The organism is Stenotrophomonas acidaminiphila (assembly GCF_001431595.1).
GTDB classification, from domain to species: domain Bacteria; phylum Pseudomonadota; class Gammaproteobacteria; order Xanthomonadales; family Xanthomonadaceae; genus Stenotrophomonas; species Stenotrophomonas acidaminiphila.
Map to the genome: position 1 here is coordinate 312,933 of NZ_LDJO01000026.1, position 14,233 is coordinate 327,165.

17 protein-coding genes are annotated in these 14,233 nt (G+C 69.7%); 7 read left to right on the forward strand and 10 right to left on the reverse strand.

Annotated elements, in window-relative coordinates:
• The first annotated feature begins 69 nt into the window (after positions 1-69).
• Entirely contained in the window at positions 70-1,791 is a 1,722-nt protein-coding gene (locus ABB33_RS09790; RefSeq protein WP_056931959.1) for an O-linked N-acetylglucosamine transferase, SPINDLY family protein, read from the forward strand.
• On the opposite strand, the gene ABB33_RS09795 is transcribed toward ABB33_RS09790, so the two are convergent.
• Genes ABB33_RS09795 through ABB33_RS09805 form a run of 3 tightly spaced genes read right to left on the reverse strand, consistent with a single transcriptional unit; the run spans position 1,788 to position 4,543 of the window.
• Positions 1,788-2,036 (reverse strand): hypothetical protein, encoded by a 249-nt coding sequence (locus ABB33_RS09795; RefSeq protein ID WP_054663234.1) that lies wholly within the window; start codon positions 2,034-2,036, stop codon positions 1,788-1,790. The genes ABB33_RS09790 and ABB33_RS09795 overlap by 4 nt on opposite strands.
• A complete protein-coding gene (locus tag ABB33_RS09800; RefSeq protein ID WP_056931960.1) occupies positions 2,033-3,382 on the reverse strand; it encodes a hypothetical protein in 1,350 nt (449 codons plus the stop codon). The genes ABB33_RS09795 and ABB33_RS09800 overlap by 4 nt, the downstream gene beginning before the upstream one ends.
• Positions 3,383-3,403: 21 nt before the next feature.
• Positions 3,404-4,543 (reverse strand): SPFH domain-containing protein, encoded by a 1,140-nt coding sequence (locus ABB33_RS09805; RefSeq protein WP_056931961.1) that lies wholly within the window; start codon positions 4,541-4,543, stop codon positions 3,404-3,406.
• A gap of 216 nt (positions 4,544-4,759) precedes the next feature.
• Between ABB33_RS09805 and ppk2 the strand changes: the two genes are divergently transcribed.
• On the forward strand, positions 4,760-5,539 hold the full coding sequence (ppk2, locus tag ABB33_RS09810) for a polyphosphate kinase 2 (RefSeq protein ID WP_056931962.1): 780 nt from the start codon (positions 4,760-4,762) through the stop codon (positions 5,537-5,539).
• Positions 5,540-5,610: 71 nt separating this feature from the next.
• Here the strand turns inward: ppk2 and ABB33_RS09815 are convergent, their stop codons facing one another.
• A complete protein-coding gene (locus ABB33_RS09815; protein ID WP_056931963.1) occupies positions 5,611-6,207 on the reverse strand; it encodes a TlpA family protein disulfide reductase in 597 nt (198 codons plus the stop codon).
• Entirely contained in the window at positions 6,204-7,478 is a 1,275-nt protein-coding gene (locus ABB33_RS09820; protein WP_056931964.1) for a YihY family inner membrane protein, read from the reverse strand. The genes ABB33_RS09815 and ABB33_RS09820 overlap by 4 nt, the downstream gene beginning before the upstream one ends.
• Before the next feature lie 77 nt (positions 7,479-7,555).
• Here ABB33_RS09820 and wrbA point away from each other — a divergent pair, with 77 nt between their 5' ends.
• The 4 genes from wrbA (at position 7,556) to ybaK (ending at position 9,551) form a co-directional block, all read left to right on the forward strand.
• On the forward strand, positions 7,556-8,149 hold the full coding sequence (gene wrbA, locus ABB33_RS09825; protein WP_054663217.1) for an NAD(P)H:quinone oxidoreductase: 594 nt from the start codon (positions 7,556-7,558) through the stop codon (positions 8,147-8,149).
• On the forward strand, positions 8,146-8,490 hold the full coding sequence (locus tag ABB33_RS09830; protein WP_056931965.1) for a DUF2069 domain-containing protein: 345 nt from the start codon (positions 8,146-8,148) through the stop codon (positions 8,488-8,490). Before wrbA ends, ABB33_RS09830 begins: the two co-directional genes overlap by 4 nt.
• A 100-nt stretch (positions 8,491-8,590) precedes the next feature.
• Positions 8,591-9,076, forward strand: coding sequence for an asparaginase domain-containing protein (locus ABB33_RS09835; RefSeq protein ID WP_054668594.1), 486 nt, complete (start codon positions 8,591-8,593; stop codon positions 9,074-9,076).
• Position 9,077: 1 nt separating this feature from the next.
• Entirely contained in the window at positions 9,078-9,551 is a 474-nt protein-coding gene (ybaK, locus tag ABB33_RS09840; protein ID WP_056931966.1) for a Cys-tRNA(Pro) deacylase, read from the forward strand.
• A gap of 132 nt (positions 9,552-9,683) precedes the next feature.
• On the opposite strand, the gene ABB33_RS09845 is transcribed toward ybaK, so the two are convergent.
• Both ABB33_RS09845 and sufT read right to left on the reverse strand, forming a co-directional pair.
• On the reverse strand, positions 9,684-10,781 hold the full coding sequence (locus ABB33_RS09845; protein WP_054663213.1) for a branched-chain amino acid aminotransferase: 1,098 nt from the start codon (positions 10,779-10,781) through the stop codon (positions 9,684-9,686).
• A gap of 66 nt (positions 10,782-10,847) precedes the next feature.
• The gene (gene sufT / locus ABB33_RS09850) at positions 10,848-11,399 is read right to left on the reverse strand and encodes a putative Fe-S cluster assembly protein SufT (RefSeq protein ID WP_056931967.1); all 552 of its coding nucleotides are present in this window, start codon (positions 11,397-11,399) and stop codon (positions 10,848-10,850) included.
• Positions 11,400-11,506: 107 nt separating this feature from the next.
• On the opposite strand from sufT, the gene ABB33_RS09855 reads away from it, so the two are divergent.
• On the forward strand, positions 11,507-11,929 hold the full coding sequence (locus tag ABB33_RS09855; protein WP_056931968.1) for a hypothetical protein: 423 nt from the start codon (positions 11,507-11,509) through the stop codon (positions 11,927-11,929).
• Between the two features lie 33 nt (positions 11,930-11,962).
• Here the strand turns inward: ABB33_RS09855 and ABB33_RS09860 are convergent, their stop codons facing one another.
• The 3 genes from ABB33_RS09860 to ABB33_RS09870 are packed head-to-tail and all read right to left on the reverse strand — an operon-like array spanning position 11,963 to position 14,195.
• Positions 11,963-13,402 (reverse strand): NAD(P)(+) transhydrogenase (Re/Si-specific) subunit beta, encoded by a 1,440-nt coding sequence (locus ABB33_RS09860; protein ID WP_054663207.1) that lies wholly within the window; start codon positions 13,400-13,402, stop codon positions 11,963-11,965.
• Positions 13,399-13,896, reverse strand: a complete 498-nt coding sequence (locus ABB33_RS09865; protein WP_054663205.1) for a hypothetical protein — start codon at positions 13,894-13,896, stop codon at positions 13,399-13,401. Before ABB33_RS09865 ends, ABB33_RS09860 begins: the two co-directional genes overlap by 4 nt.
• Positions 13,893-14,195: an NAD(P) transhydrogenase subunit alpha part 2 gene (locus tag ABB33_RS09870; protein WP_054663202.1), complete on the reverse strand. Its 303-nt coding sequence runs from the start codon at positions 14,193-14,195 to the stop codon at positions 13,893-13,895. Before ABB33_RS09870 ends, ABB33_RS09865 begins: the two co-directional genes overlap by 4 nt.
• Positions 14,196-14,233: the final 38 nt, after the last annotated feature.

Genomic DNA, 14,233 nt, shown 5'->3' on the forward strand with positions numbered 1-14,233 from the left:
CCCGGCACCGCGGCAAATGCACGGCAACGCCCGCACAATCGGCACATCGCAAGAGGGTCCAGCCAGCGCATGAATGTCCCGTACGACGAACGCCAGCACCTGCGCACCGCGGTGCAGCGCCAGCCCGCCGACTTCATCGCCTGGGTGATGCTGGCCGACGCCGAGCTGGGCGCAGGCGACCTGGATGCCGGCGAACGGGCCGCGCAGCGGGCGCTGCAACTGCGCCGCGACCACCCTGAAGCACTGGCGCGGCTGGGACGTGCGCGCTGGATGCAGGGCCGCCACGAGGAGGCCGCCAACCTGCTGCGCCACGCCTCGCGACAGGTCCCCCAGCACCCCGGCATCGCGCTGTGGCTGGGCCATGCGCTGGAGGATGCCGGCCAGCCCGAGGCCGCCGCCGATGCCTATCGCCGTGCCCATGCGCTGCTTCCGGACGAAGCCTATGTGGCCGCGCAGCGCCTGAACTGGCAACGGCGGCTGTGCGACTGGCGCGGGCTGGAGGCGTTGTCGCAGCAGGTCCGCGGCGCGGTGGCGCAGGGCAACCCGGCGGTGGAGCCGTTCGCCTTCCTCAGCGAGGACGCCAGCGCCGCCGAGCAACTGGCCTGCGCCCGCCAGCGCGCGCAGGTGATCGCCGCCTCGACCCCGCGGCTGCCGCCGCCGGGGCCGCGTCGACAAGGGCCGCTGCGGGTCGGCTTCCTGTCCAACGGGTTCGGCGCCCATCCCACCGGGCTGCTGACGGTGGCGCTGTTCGAGCAGCTGCGCGCCAACGCCGGGCTGCAGGTGCATCTGTTCGCACTCAACGGCGACGACGGCAGCCGCATCCGCCAGCGTCTGCAGGCCGCGGCGCATGCGCTGCACGCGGTGGCGGGAATGCCGCACGCGGCCATCGCCCGGCGCATCCGCGAAACCGGCATCGACATCCTGTTCGACCTGCGCGGCTGGGGCGGTGGCGGCACCCCCGAGGTGCTGGCGATGCGGCCGGCACCACTGCAGGTCAACTGGCTGGCCTACCCCGGCACGTCGGGCGCGCCATGGATCGACTACGTGCTGGCCGATGCATTCGTGTTGCCGCCGGCGCTGGAACCGGCATTCAGCGAGACCGTGCTGCGGCTGCCACGCGCGTTCCAGCCCTCGGACAACACCCGCGTGGTCGAGGCGCCACCGGCGCGCGGCGAATGCGGCCTGCCCGGGTGCGACGGAAACGGCGGCGGCGTGGTGTTCTGCTGCTTCAACAACAGCTACAAGCTCAACCCGCGCAGCGTCGCGCGCATGCTCGAGGTGCTGCGTGGCGTGCCCGGCAGCGTGCTGTGGCTGCTGTCCGGGCCGGGCCTGGCCGACGAGCGCCTGCGCGAGGTCGCGCGTTCGCAGGGCATCGATCCGTCGCGCCTGGTGTTCATGCCCAAGCTGCCGCACCCGCAGTACCTGGCGCGCTACCGGCATGCCGACCTGTTCCTCGACACCCATCCCTACAACGCCCACACCACCGCCTCGGATGCGCTGTGGGCCGGTTGCCCGGTGCTGACCACGCCCGGCCGCAGCTTCGCCGCGCGCGTGGCCGGCAGCCTCAACCACCACCTCGGGCTGGACGAGATGAACGTCGCCGACGATGCGGCCTTCATCGCCACAGCGGTCCGGCTCGGCAACGACCCGGCCGCACGGGCCGCGCTGCGGGCGCGGCTGGCCAGCGCCCGCGACACGGCGGGCGTGTTCGACATGGCCGGCTTCGCCCGGGACTTCGCCGCCCTGGTGCAGGACCTGGCGGGCCGCCAGGCGCACGCCGGCCAGCACTAGCGCAGGCGCGTGACCCGTCGCCGGTAGTCGCCCACGTTGTCGCCGTCGATGCGGCGCTGCTGGGTGCCCTTCACCTCGCCGACCTTGCGGTCCGAGCCGGTCACCGGCTTGGCCACGATCTCGGTCTCGTGCTCGAAGCCATGCGACTTGTCGGTATTGCGGTAGTACCGGTACAGCGCCCAGTACAGCGCTGCCGCGCCGGCCGGGCCCGCGGCCAGCAACCAGAGTCCACTGTCTTCGCTCATGAGGCAGCCACCAGGAATGCGATTGCGAGGGCTTCGATGACCGTGCCGGCGGTGAGCGCGGCCAGCAGCAGTTTCCACTGTTGCACCGGCACGCTGCCCATGGTCTCGCCGGTGCGGCCGTTGACCGCGATGTAGTGCAGCATGCCGCCGTTGCTGCCGGGCTGGTGGTAGGAGTACAGCCACACCGGCAGGTACATCGACACCCAGCGGGTGCCGTGGACTTCCAGCTGCTCCTGCTCCCAGCGCACGCCGCGGTCGTAGCGCGATACCGAGCGATGCACCTGCGAGCGGGCGATCGACAGCAGCTGGTCCTCCAGCCGCGGGCGCAGCTTCTCGACGTCGAGATCGCGCTTTTCCGAGGTGTAGCCGGCCAGGTAGGAGGCATTCCACTTCAGCGCGTTCTTGGTGTCGAACGGCAGGATGGCGTTGATGATGTTGTTGGTGTTGGCGCGGGTATCGAGGTTGCCGCGCCCGGCCGACGACTCCAGCGGCAGGTCGTCGACGGTGAACTCCACCTGCCGCTCCACCTGGTACACGTCGGCGTCGTAGTAGGTCTGCCGGTTCTTTTCGTTGCCGCGGGTGTATTCGCGGGTCTTGATCTCGCCCCTGCCGGCCACCGCCGCGCTGGCATTGCCGTCGACGATCATGTACGGCAGGTAGACGCCGACCACGTTCTCCGGGGTGAACTGCTCCTTGAACGCCTTGAGCGCGAACAGGCGGCGCTTGTCCACGAACTGGCGGATGCGCGCGACCGCGTCGTCCTTCCTTATGTGGAACGGCAGCACCGCGTCGGGCACCGCGCCGTTGGCGACCTGCTCGTTGACCCCGAACACATGCCGGCACCAGTGGCAGCGCGCGGTCATGGTGCTTTCGGTGTTGACCGTGACCTCGGCGCCGCAGCCGCTGCACTTGAAGCTCATCAGGCTGGAGGTATCGGCATCGATGTCGCGCGCGCCGGAGGCGATGACCGTGCCGCGCAGCTGGTCGATGGCCTCGCCCAGCCCGAACGCCTCTTCCACCCGCGCGCCATGCCATTCGTGGCGGCAGTACAGGCACACCAGCACGTCGCTGCCGGCCCGCGGGCGGATGTCGGTGGCACCGCATTTCGGGCAGCGGTTGAGGCCGTCCTTCAGCTCGGTGGCCGAGGTGTCGAGGGCGACCGGGTCGGGCGCCTGGATCTCGTCGCGGATGGCCTCGGGCAGATCGGCGGTCTCCAGCGGGAAACTGCCGGGCGGAGGCGGGACATCGCGCGGCGAACCCGGCCCGTCCAGCACCGCCGCGGGCACGGGCGGCGGAGGTGGGGCGGATCCGGGCAGTGGCGGCGGGCCGTTTCGGGGATCGGACATGGAGGTCGTGCGTCCCGCTGGTTACAGGCCCAGCGCCTTGGCTTTCAGCGCGTCGTAGTCGGCCTGGGTGATCAGCCCCAGGTCCAGCATTTCCTTGGCCTTCTTCAGCTTGGCCACCGGGTCGTCCGCGGCCGCCGCCACCGGCTGCTGCATGCCGCCGACGCCGAACATGCCCGAGGCCATGCCCACGCCGACCAGGCCGGCCGCACCGCCGTTCTCGCCGGCGGACTGGATGCCCTGGGCGACACTGGCCTGCAGGTTGGAATTGCCGCGCGCGCCGGACAGCGCGTCGGCGCGCTGCACGGTCTTGAGCAGTTCGCGGGTGTTGGCGTCGTACTCGATCGAGACGATGGCGGTCTTGACGATGGCCAGGCCGCGATCGGACTTCCACTGGTAGGCCTGCTCGACCGCATCGGACAGGCTCCTGGCGAAGCCGACCGAGTCCTGCTGGATCCTGGTGATGCGGTTGCCCTTGGCCGGGTCGTTCGTGTACAGGCTGAACGCCGGGGCGAGCGAGCCGACCACTTCGTTGAACAGCTGGCTGGCGGCGGCGTTGTCCAGGTCGGTGAAATCGAACACCTGGCCGGGGCGCAGGTAGCTGGCCGGCACGAAGTTCTTCACGAACAGGATCGGGTCGACGATCTTCAGCGTGTACGTGCCGCGCGTGACCGCGCCGACCTGGGTGTTGAGGAAACCGTCGTCCCAGTAGATCTCGGACTGGGTGCCGAAGCGGTTGTCCGGCAGCTCCTTGAGCGAGACGAAGAACGCCGCCTGCTGCGCGCCCGGCTGGCCGCCGAACTTGAAGCGCTCCCAGCTCTGCCGGATGAAGGTGCTGACCAGGCCGTCGCCGGCGAAGATCGACTGCGAGTTCGGATCGTCCGAACGCCACTCGTAGCCACCCGGCTCGGCGACGAAACCGGTGATGGCGCCGTCCTGGAACAACAGCAGGCCGTAGCCCTCGGGCACGACGATCTTCGAGCCGTTGCTGATGATGTTGGACGAGGCGCTGGTGTTGGACCCGCGGCCGGCGTTGGTCCCGCGCGGTACCGCGGCGAACAGCGCCGCCGTGGCCGGCAGGCCGTCCGGCACCGTGAAGAAGTCCTTCCACTGGTCGGCGAGCACGCCGCCGATCGCACCCTTTGCTGCCTGGACAAGCCCCATCGCACCGCTCCTGATCCATTGCCGGGCACCGCGCCCGACGCTCAGGCAAAACTACATGAAAACCGCAGCCCGGGTAAAAGCCAGGCTGCGGCCGGGAAGGCGCCGGGCACTGCGCCGGCGGTCCGGCAACCCGCCGCTGCGGCGACGGCGCCGCGCGTGGCTGGTTCCCGGCTCCCCGGCTGCGCTAGGCTCGTGCTTCCGGACAGGGAAACCGCCATGGACAAGCTCAAGCGCAAACAGTACGAGCAGTTGCTGGAGCCCATGCAACTGGAACTGACCGCGATGGCGCGCTGGGTCCAGCACTCGGGCCAGCGCCTGCTGGTGCTGTTCGAGGGCCGCGATACGGCCGGCAAGGGCGGCGCCATCCAGGACATCGCCCGCCACCTGAATCCCCGCCAGTGCCGCGTCGTCGCCCTGCCCAAGCCGACCGACCGCGAGTGCACGCAGTGGTACTTCCAGCGCCATGTCGCACACCTGCCGGCAGCCGGCGAGATCGTGCTGATGGACCGCAGCTGGTACAACCGCGCCGGCGTGGAAAAGGTGATGGGGTTCTGCACCGACGCCCAGTACCACGCGTTCCTGGCCCAGGCGCCGGTGTTCGAGCGGCTGCTGGTGGATGACGGCATCCTGCTGTTCAAGTACTGGCTGTGCGTGGACCAGGAGCAGCAGGAAAAGCGCTTCGCCGAGCGCCGCCAGAATCCGCTCAAGGGCTGGAAGCTGTCGCCGGTCGACCTCAGGTCACGCGTGGAATACGCCGCTTACACCCATGCGCGCGAGGCCATGCTGGAGGCGACCCACAGCCACCATGCACCGTGGACGCTGGTGGATTTCAACGACCAGAAGCGCGGCCGCCTGACCCTGATCCGCGACCTGCTCGACCGCCTGCCGGAAACTCGCCTGGACGAGGCGCTGATCGACCTGCCGCCCTTGCCGGACGCGCCGAAGAAGGAAAAGTACGGCATGGTGAAGCCAGTGCCGCCGTTCGCACCCGACTGAGCGCCCCCCGCGCGGAGCGGCGCCCTTGCCGATGGCCCCTCGCCAATGGACCGGGGCGGGCGCCGCCGCGATCAGCCCACCTTGCCGCCGGCCGCGACGATCGCCTGCTCGATCTTGCCGGCATCGACCGGGCCGAGGAACTGGTGGGCGACCTTGCCATCGGGCCCGATCAGGTAGGTCATCGGCAGGCCGCGCGGGGTGGCGAAGTCCTTCGGCGGGTCGTACGGGTCGAGGATGACGATCGGATAGGCCACGGGATGCTTTTCCAGGAAGGCACGCATGTCGTCCGGCTCGATGTCCTCGTAGGCCAGGCCGACCACCTCGACGTTGTCGCGCATGGCGTGCAGTGCCGACAGTTCCGGCATTTCCTGCAGGCATGGCCCGCACCAGGTCGCCCAGAAATTGACCACCACCCATTTCCCGCGATGGCCGGCCAGGTCGTAGTCCTCCCCGGCCACGGTCCTGGCCTGCAGCTGCGGCATGGCCGCGGTCTCCGCCACCACGCCCGGGTTGGCGCCGGCGGCAGGCGCCTCGGCCGGATTCGACGCAGGCACGGCCGCGGGCGGGGGCGGGGTCCCGGCGACGGTGGCGGGCGCGTCGGCGTCGGGCGCGCTGCAGCCGGCCAGTGCCAGCACCAGCAGCGCGAAGGGCAGCAATCGGGGGGTCATCGTTCGTCTCCGGTAATGGCATAGATGTCGCCTACGCGGCGCTTGAGCAGCTCGCGCAGCGGCACGCGCAGTTCGTCCAGCGCGCGGCAGGCCGCCTGGCCCAGCGCGTCCTCGCGGAACGGCAGGTATTCCTCGGCGATCGGAATGCGCAGCTGCGAGCTCTCGTACAGCTCGCGCAGGGTGATGCTGTCCAGGTCGCGCGCCAGCAGCCACTGCCCGCGTTCATCGCGCCGCAGCAGGTTGATCGCCTCCATCTGGCACAGCAGTTCCTGCAGCAGCGAATCGGTGAGCATCGGCTCCAGCGCCAGCAGTTGTTCTTCGTCCAGCCCGCGCCCCTGTTCGCGCGCCTCGCGGAAGCGCCCGAGCAGGCGCAGCAGGCCATACAGCTCGCAGCCCTGCGGCAGGCGCAGCGCGACCGGCTGGTAGCGGAACGCGGCGATCGACGACGCCAGCGAGGCGCCGAGCAGCACCGACACCCATCCCAGGTAGATCCACAGCAGCAGGATCGGCACGAAGGCCACCGTGCCGTACAGCTTCTGGTAGGACTGGAAGCTGCCCAGGTACAGGCCCATGCCCCACTTGACCAGCTCCAGCATCACCACCGCCAGCAGGGCGCCTGGAATGGCGTGGCGCCACTTCACGACGTGGTGCGGCACCACCCGGTAGACCAGCATCACGCAGGCGAATTCGATCAGCACCGGCGCCAGGCGCAGCGCCAGGTCGGCCAGCCAGCGGCCCTCGACGGTACCGAACAGGGGCAGCGCGAACACCTTGGCCGACACCGCCAGCGAAGCGGCGGCCAGCATCGCGCCCAGGGTCAGCACGGTCCAGTACACCAGGAAACGGGTCAGCCGCGGCCGCGCCGAGGCCACCCGCCAGATGCGGTTGAAGATCTGTTCGATGCTGTTGAGGGTGATCAGCAGCGACGCCACCAGCGCGATGAAGCCGGCCGCGGTGAGCTGGCCGACGCTGGCCGAGAACTGCCGCAGGTAGCCTTCCGCCGCGCGCGCGGCCGAGGGCACGAAGTTGGAGAACACGTAGTCGCTGAGCGCCTCGCTCCAGCGGTCGAACATCGGGAACGCCGACAGCACCCCGAACACCACGATCGCCAGCGGCACCAGCGCGAACACGGTGGTGTAGGCCAGCGCGCCCGCCGCCTCGAACAAGCGGTCGTCGAGGAAACGGTGCCACAGGAAACGGGCGAAACTGGCCCGGCGCCCGCTATCACGGACCCGTTCCATCCATAGATTGAGCGAATCCAAGGGTTCCATCCGGCAAGGGTACCCGATGCAAAGCGCGGCCCGCATCGCCGATACTGCCGCCTCCCGTGTGATGAGTGGATGGTGCGATGGCGGAAATCCTGGTGCTGTACTACAGCCGCGGCGGCTCGGTGGCGCGGTTGGCGCGGCAGATCGCCCGCGGCATCGGCGAGGTGCCGGGCATGAGCGCGCGCCTGCGCACGGTGCCACCGGTCGCCGCGGTCACCCAGACCAGCGCCCCGCCGGTGCCCGAGGATGGCGCGCCCTATGTCGAGGTCGCCGACCTGGAGCAGTGCGACGGCATCGTGCTCGGCAGCCCGACCCGCTTCGGCAACATGGCCGCCCCGGTCAAGCATTTCCTCGACGGGCTCGGCGCGCAGTGGGTCAACGGCACCCTGTCCGGCAAGCCGGCGGCGGTGTTCACCTCCACCGCGTCGATGCATGGCGGGCAGGAATCGACCCTGCTGTCGATGCAGTTGCCGCTGCTGCACCACGGTTGCCTGATCGTCGGCATCCCGTTCACCGAACCGGCGCTGAGCCACACCACCGGCGGCGGCACGCCCTATGGCGCCAGCCACGTGGCCGGCGCCCAGGACGACCCCCAGCCCAGCGACGACGAAGCGCACCTGGCGCGCGTGCTGGGCCGGCGCGTGGCCGACATCGCGCGGAGGCTGGCGCGATGAGCACGGCGACGCGACGGCACCCGACCCTGCTGCTGGCGCTGATCGCGCTGGCCGCGCTCTACACCTGGTGGTTCCTGCACGACAAGCACTGGCTGGCGACGCAGCTGGTGTTCACCGGGCCGCCGCTGCTGCTGGCCATCGCCCTGCGCCTGGGCTGGCGGCTGGCGCCGTTCTGGTCGGGCGTATGCGCGCTGGGCTGGTTCAGCCATGGCGTGATGAGCGCCTGGAGCCACCCGGAAACCGCGCTGCTGGCCTGGGTGGAGATCGCGCTGTCGCTGCTGGTGATCGCCCTGGCGAGCCTGCCGGGCCTGCGCGCGCGCTTCGGCAGGAAGTCCACGTAACCGCTGGCGCTGCCCGGCGCATGCGCGGCACCGCCCGCGCCTGCGCCGCCGCGCACCGCCGTTTATCATTGCACCATCACCGTTTGGACCCAGCGCCATGATGGAAGAGCTCCTGATCGTCACCACCGGTGGCACGATCGACAAGATCTATTTCGACGACAAGTCCGACTACCAGATCGGCGACCCGCAGATCGGCATGATCCTGCGCGAACTGGGCGTGACCTTCCGCTTCAACGTGATCCCGATCCTGCGCAAGGATTCGCTGCACATCACCGATGAGGACCGCGAACTGATCCGCGCCACGATCGCCGCGCAGCCCACCCGCCACGTGCTGGTCACCCACGGCACCGATTCCATGGTGGCCACCGGCAAGGTGCTCAAGACCATCCCCGGCAAGACCATCGTGATGACCGGCGCGCTCAGCCCGGCACGCTTCCGCGGCTCGGACGCCGAGTTCAACATCGGCTGTGCGATCGGCGCGGTGCAGTCGCTGCCCGAGGGCGTCTACATCGCCATGAACGGCCGCGTGTGGAATCCGGACAAGGTGCGCAAGAACGTCGAGGCCAACCGCTTCGAGTCGCTCTGAGGTGGCCCGCGGCACCCGCGCCACCGCCGCGCTGGACAAGGCCGGGGTCGGCCACGGGCTGCATGCCTACGACTACGCCGCCGAGGTGGACAGCAAGGGCATGGCCGCCGCGCAGGCGCTGGGCATCGACCCGGCGCGGGTGTTCAAGACGCTGATGGCATGGGTGGACAAGCAGCCGGTGGTCGCGGTGATCCCGTGCGACCAGCGGCTGTCGCTGAAGAAGCTTGCCGCCGCCTGCGACGGCAAGCATGCGCAGATGATGGAAATCGCAGAGGCCGAGCGCCGCAGCGGCTACAGGGTCGGGGGCATCAGCCCGTTCGCGCAGCAGCGCCCGGCCAGCGTGCTGTTCGCCAACGCGGCGCGGCAGCACGCACGCATCTGGATCAACGCCGGCCAGCGCGGCCTGCTGCTGGACATCGCCCCGGCCGACGCGCTGGGATTCCTGCAGGCGCGCTGCGCCGACCTGTGCGAGTAACCCTGCGCCGCGCGCGCGCACCCACGGCGCCGACCGCCGCGTCACGGGTGCCGCATCGCGCGCGCCCATGGTGCCCCGCAAACGCAGAAGCCCCGCCGGAGCGGGGCTTCGTTGCGACCCACAGGCCAGGGGTCAGGCGTCCAGCCGCACCAGCCAGCCGTGGCGGTCCGGCAGGCGACCGTACTGGATGTCGGTCAGCTCCTTGCGCAGCGACATGGTGACCTCGCCGGCCGGCGCGTCCAGGTTGCCGACCGTGAAGCCTTCGCCCTTGAGCTGGCCGATCGGGGTGATGACCGCGGCGGTACCGCAGGCGAACACCTCGGTGATATCGCCCGACGCCACGCCCTGCTTCCACTCGTCGATGGACACCTTGCGCTCCTCCACGGTCATGCCACGGTCGCGCGCCAGCTGCAGGATCGATTCGCGGGTGATGCCTTCCAGGATCGAGCCCGACAGCGCCGGGGTGACCAGGGTGTTGCGCTTGCCGTAGACCAGGAACACGTTCATGCCGCCCAGTTCCTCCAGGTACTTGCCCTCGACCGGATCGAGGAACAGCACCTGCGAGCAGCCCTGCGCCTGCGCCTGCTGCTGCGGCAGCAGCGACGCGGCATAGTTGCCGCCGCACTTGGCCGCGCCGGTGCCGCCCTTGGCCGCACGCGCGTAGTCGGTGGACAGCCAGATCGCGACCGGCGCCACGCCCTTGGCGAAGTACGGGCCGGCCGGGCTGGCGATCACGTAGTAGCTGGCCTTGTGCGCGCCGCGCACGCCGAGGAACGCCTCGTCGCCGATCATGAACGGACGGAAGTACAGGCTGGCCTCGTCGGCGTCGGACACCCAGTCCTTGTCCACCGCGATCATCTGCTTCAGCGATTCGACGAAGATCTCCACCGGCAGCTCGGGCAGCGCCAGGCGCGCGGCCGAACGCTGCAGGCGGCGGCCATTGGCCTCCGGGCGGAAGGTCCACACCGAGCCGTCGGCGTGGCGGTAGGCCTTGATGCCCTCGAAGATCTCCTGGCCGTAGTGCAGCACGGCGGCGGCCGGGTCCAGCGCGATCGGGCCATACGGCATCACCGCCGCGTCATGCCAGCCGGTGTCCTTGTCCCAGCGCACGGCCACCATGTGGTCGGTGAAGTGCAGGCCGAAACCCGGCTTCTCCAGGATCTTGGCGCGCTCGGCGGCGCTGCGCGGGTGGTCCGAACGGGTGACGTGGAAGCTCAGAGACTGGGACACCGGATGTTTCCTTCCAGATTGCGGGTTTTGAAGCCGGCCCGCACCCGGGCCAGCGCGTTGCACACCTTACAGCATGCCCGTTTCGAGCCGTGCCGCCTCGGACATCATGTGCTTGCCCCACGGCGGGTCGAACACCAGCTCGACGTCGGCGGCGGCCACGGTCGGGATCATTTCCAGCTTGCTGCGCACGTCGTCGACCAGGATCTCGCCCATGCCGCAGCCGGGCGCGGTCAGGGTCATGCGCACGTCCACTTCGCGCCGGCCATCGTCCAGGTGCTTGATGTCGACCTCATAGATGAGTCCGAGATCGACGATGTTGAACGGGATTTCCGGGTCGAAGCAGGTACGCAGCTGCTCCCAGACCAGTTTTTCCACGTCCTCGTCGCCGGCGCCCTCGGGCAGCTCCAGCCCGGGCGGCGGCTCCTTGCCGATGGCGTCGCCGTCCTTGCCGGCGATGCGGAACAGGTTGCCTTCGACGAACACGGTATAGCTGCCACCCAGTGCCTGGGTGATATAGCCGTAGCTGCCGGCAGGCAGGGTCACGCTGTCGCCCTGGGGCACCATGACGGCCGGGCAATCGCGTTCGAAATGGACGGGTTCGCTGCTGCGGGAGTACATGTGGATCGATATGGGGACGCGGACGCTACCCGCAAGAAGGCCATTTTAGCCGACTGGGCGCGCCGGCCGCTGAAAGGCTATGCTGCTTGACCTTTTCGGGAATGCCCATGCCACCTGCCCCACCCCCGGCCAGCCGCCCCCAGCATTGGCTCTGGCCCCTGCTGTTGCTGCTGGGAAGCATCACCCTGGCCATCGCCTGGCTGATGGTCGCGCTGGCCACCGGCTCGCAGGCCGGGTGGATGGCGATCGCCGCGGCGGCGGAGGCGGCATGGATGCTGCGCCTGGGCACGCTGGCCGGTGGCAGGACCCGGATCGCCGTGGCGATGCTGGCCACGCTGCTGATCGCGCTGGCCGCCAACTGGGGCATCGCCGCGGCCTACATCGGCGGCCCGATGGGCCTGGCGCCGTGGGAATCGGCGCTGCGCCTGGGCCCGCACCTGGCCTGGACCCTGATCGGGCTGGCCAACGGCACCGCCGAGATCCTGTGGCTGCTGGCCGGGCTGGCGGTGGCGTGGTGGCTGGCGCGGTGACGCGCAGGGCGGGCGACGACGCCCGCGTTGCGCTCAGTGCCCGCCGTCCAGCGCCTTCAGCTCGCTGACCAGCGCGCTCGCCGCCTCGGCACCGTCGCCATACAGCATGCGGGTGTTGTCGGCGTAGAACAGCGCGTTCTCGATGCCGGCGAAGCCGGTGCCCTTGCCGCGCTTGATGACGATGGTGTTCCTGGAATTGACCACGTCCAGGATCGGCATGCCGTAGATCGGGCTGGACGGGTCGGTCTTCGCCACCGGGTTGACCACGTCGTTGGCGCCGATCACCAGCGATACGTCGGTGGTGGCGAACTCCGGGTTGATGTCGTCCATGTCGGCGATCAGGTCGTAGGGCACGCCGGCCTCGGCCAGCAGCACGTTCATGTGCCCGGGCATGCGCCCGGCGACCGGGTGGATGGCGAACTTCACCTTCACCCCGCGCTCGATCAGCCGCTGCGCCAGCTCCCAGATCTTGTGCTGGGCCTGCGCCACGGCCATGCCGTAGCCGGGCACGATCACCACCCGCTCGGCGAAGGCCATCATCGCGGCCACGTCGGCGGCCTCGATCGGCTTCTGGCTGCCGCTGATTTCCGCCGCACCCTGCCCGCCGCCGCCGAAATGGGAGAACAGCACGCCGCTGATCGGCCGGTTCATCGCCTTGGCCATCAGCCGCGTCAGCAGGATGCCGGCCGCGCCGACCATCATGCCGGCGATGATCAGCGCCTCGTTGCCCAGCACGTAGCCTTCGAACGACACCGCCAGGCCGGTGAAGGCGTTGTACAGCGAGATCACCACCGGCATGTCGGCGCCGCCGATGGGCAGGGTCATCAGCACGCCCAGCGCCAGCGCCGCCACGAAGAAGGCGATGATCGCCAGCGGCTGCAGGCTCAACGCCGCCCACACCCCCAGCGCCACCATCGCCACGGCCACCAGCAGGTTGAACACCTGCTGCCCGGGGAAGGTGACGCGCTTGTCCAGGCGCCCGTCGAGCTTGGCCCAGGCGATGACCGAACCGGACAGCGACACCGCGCCGATGGCCGAACCGATGACCGCCAGCGCCAGTACCGTGGTCGACGGCTGCCGCGCCGCGAGCGCGGCAATGGCTTCGGCGCTCCAGTGGCTGGTGTCGCGACCGGCAACGTCGGCAAAGCGCAGCAGTTCCACCGCACCGATGGCCGCGGCCGAGCCGCCGCCCATGCCGTTGTACAGCGCCACCATCTGCGGCATGTCGGTGATGGCGACCTTCTTTGCCGACACCCAGGCCAGGCCGGTGCCCAGCGCCAGCGCCACCAGGATCAGCGCGATGTTGTGCAGTCCCGGCAGGAAGAACGTGGCCACGGTGGCGATCAGCATGCCCGCGCCCGCCCAGTGGATGCCGCTGCGCGCGGTCCTGGGCGAGGCCATGCGCTGCAGGCCCAGCAGGAACAAGGTGGCGGCCACCAGGTAGCTCGCCTTCACCAGCAACGTCATGCTCATGCCGCTCCCTCCAGAACCGTGGTTTGCGCGATGCCGGCGTGGCGGTCGCGGCGATGGTGCTCGCGCATCTCGATCGCCGTCTTCAGCAGTCCGATCATGCCCATCCCGAACGCCACCAGGCCCAGCGACAGCTGCGACAACGCCGCCGTGTCGGCCAGCGCCGCGCCCACCAGCCCCAGCACGATCGGCAGCAGCGCCTCGGCGGTCAGCAGCCAGAGCATCCAACCACCCTTGCGCGGGTCCTCCCAGACCCTGCGCGAGATCCGGTTCTGGGTCCGGGTCGGGTCCTGCAGCGAAGACATGCCGATGCCGACGCCGGCGTAAAGCAGGGCGTTGTTGAGCGCATCGAGCAGGCCATCCATGCCCCTGAACAGGGGTAGCGCGGCATAGCCGAATGCGACCAGCAGGGCCGGATACTGCAGGTAGCTGAGCCACTGGAACAGCTGCCGCACCTCGATCCGCCGCGCCGCTGCCGGGGCTGCCGGTGCGCTCATTTGTCCTGCCCTTGCGGCTTCCTGGAGCTCTTGAACATCTCCAGCATGCGTTCGGTGACCACGTAGCCGCCGGCCGCGTTGCCCGCGCCCAGGGCGACGGCGATGAAGCCGATGGCCTTCTCCAGGGTGGTGTCGGCATGGCCCAGCACCACCATCGCCCCGATCAGCACGATGCCGTGGATGAAGTTGGAACCGGACATCAACGGCGTGTGCAGGATCACCGGCACCCGCGAGATGATCACGTGGCCGGCGATCGCCGCCAGCATGAAGATGTACAACGCCACGAACCCGTCGCTCATTGCTGCCCTCTCCGAGGCCGGAACTGCCCGTCCCGCAT

Bases quoted from the DNA above. Each gene is read 5' to 3' on its own strand.
- ABB33_RS09870 (WP_054663202.1), bottom strand. From the start codon at position 14,195: ATGAGCGACGGGTTCGTGGCGTTGTACATCTTCATGCTGGCGGCGATC.
- sufT (WP_056931967.1), bottom strand. From the start codon at position 11,399: ATGTACTCCCGCAGCAGCGAACCCGTCCATTTCGAACGCGATTGCCCG.
- ABB33_RS09795 (WP_054663234.1), bottom strand. From the start codon at position 2,036: ATGAGCGAAGACAGTGGACTCTGGTTGCTGGCCGCGGGCCCGGCCGGC.
- ppk2 (WP_056931962.1), top strand. From the start codon at position 4,760: ATGGACAAGCTCAAGCGCAAACAGTACGAGCAGTTGCTGGAGCCCATG.
- ABB33_RS09860 (WP_054663207.1), bottom strand. From the start codon at position 13,402: ATGAGCATGACGTTGCTGGTGAAGGCGAGCTACCTGGTGGCCGCCACC.
- wrbA (WP_054663217.1), top strand. From the start codon at position 7,556: ATGGCGGAAATCCTGGTGCTGTACTACAGCCGCGGCGGCTCGGTGGCG.
- ABB33_RS09790 (WP_056931959.1), top strand. From the start codon at position 70: ATGAATGTCCCGTACGACGAACGCCAGCACCTGCGCACCGCGGTGCAG.
- ABB33_RS09865 (WP_054663205.1), bottom strand. From the start codon at position 13,896: ATGAGCGCACCGGCAGCCCCGGCAGCGGCGCGGCGGATCGAGGTGCGG.
- ABB33_RS09830 (WP_056931965.1), top strand. From the start codon at position 8,146: ATGAGCACGGCGACGCGACGGCACCCGACCCTGCTGCTGGCGCTGATC.
- ABB33_RS09835 (WP_054668594.1), top strand. From the start codon at position 8,591: ATGGAAGAGCTCCTGATCGTCACCACCGGTGGCACGATCGACAAGATC.
- ABB33_RS09815 (WP_056931963.1), bottom strand. From the start codon at position 6,207: ATGACCCCCCGATTGCTGCCCTTCGCGCTGCTGGTGCTGGCACTGGCC.
- ABB33_RS09855 (WP_056931968.1), top strand. From the start codon at position 11,507: ATGCCACCTGCCCCACCCCCGGCCAGCCGCCCCCAGCATTGGCTCTGG.
- ABB33_RS09820 (WP_056931964.1), bottom strand. From the start codon at position 7,478: ATGGAACCCTTGGATTCGCTCAATCTATGGATGGAACGGGTCCGTGAT.
- ABB33_RS09800 (WP_056931960.1), bottom strand. From the start codon at position 3,382: ATGTCCGATCCCCGAAACGGCCCGCCGCCACTGCCCGGATCCGCCCCA.
- ABB33_RS09805 (WP_056931961.1), bottom strand. From the start codon at position 4,543: ATGGGGCTTGTCCAGGCAGCAAAGGGTGCGATCGGCGGCGTGCTCGCC.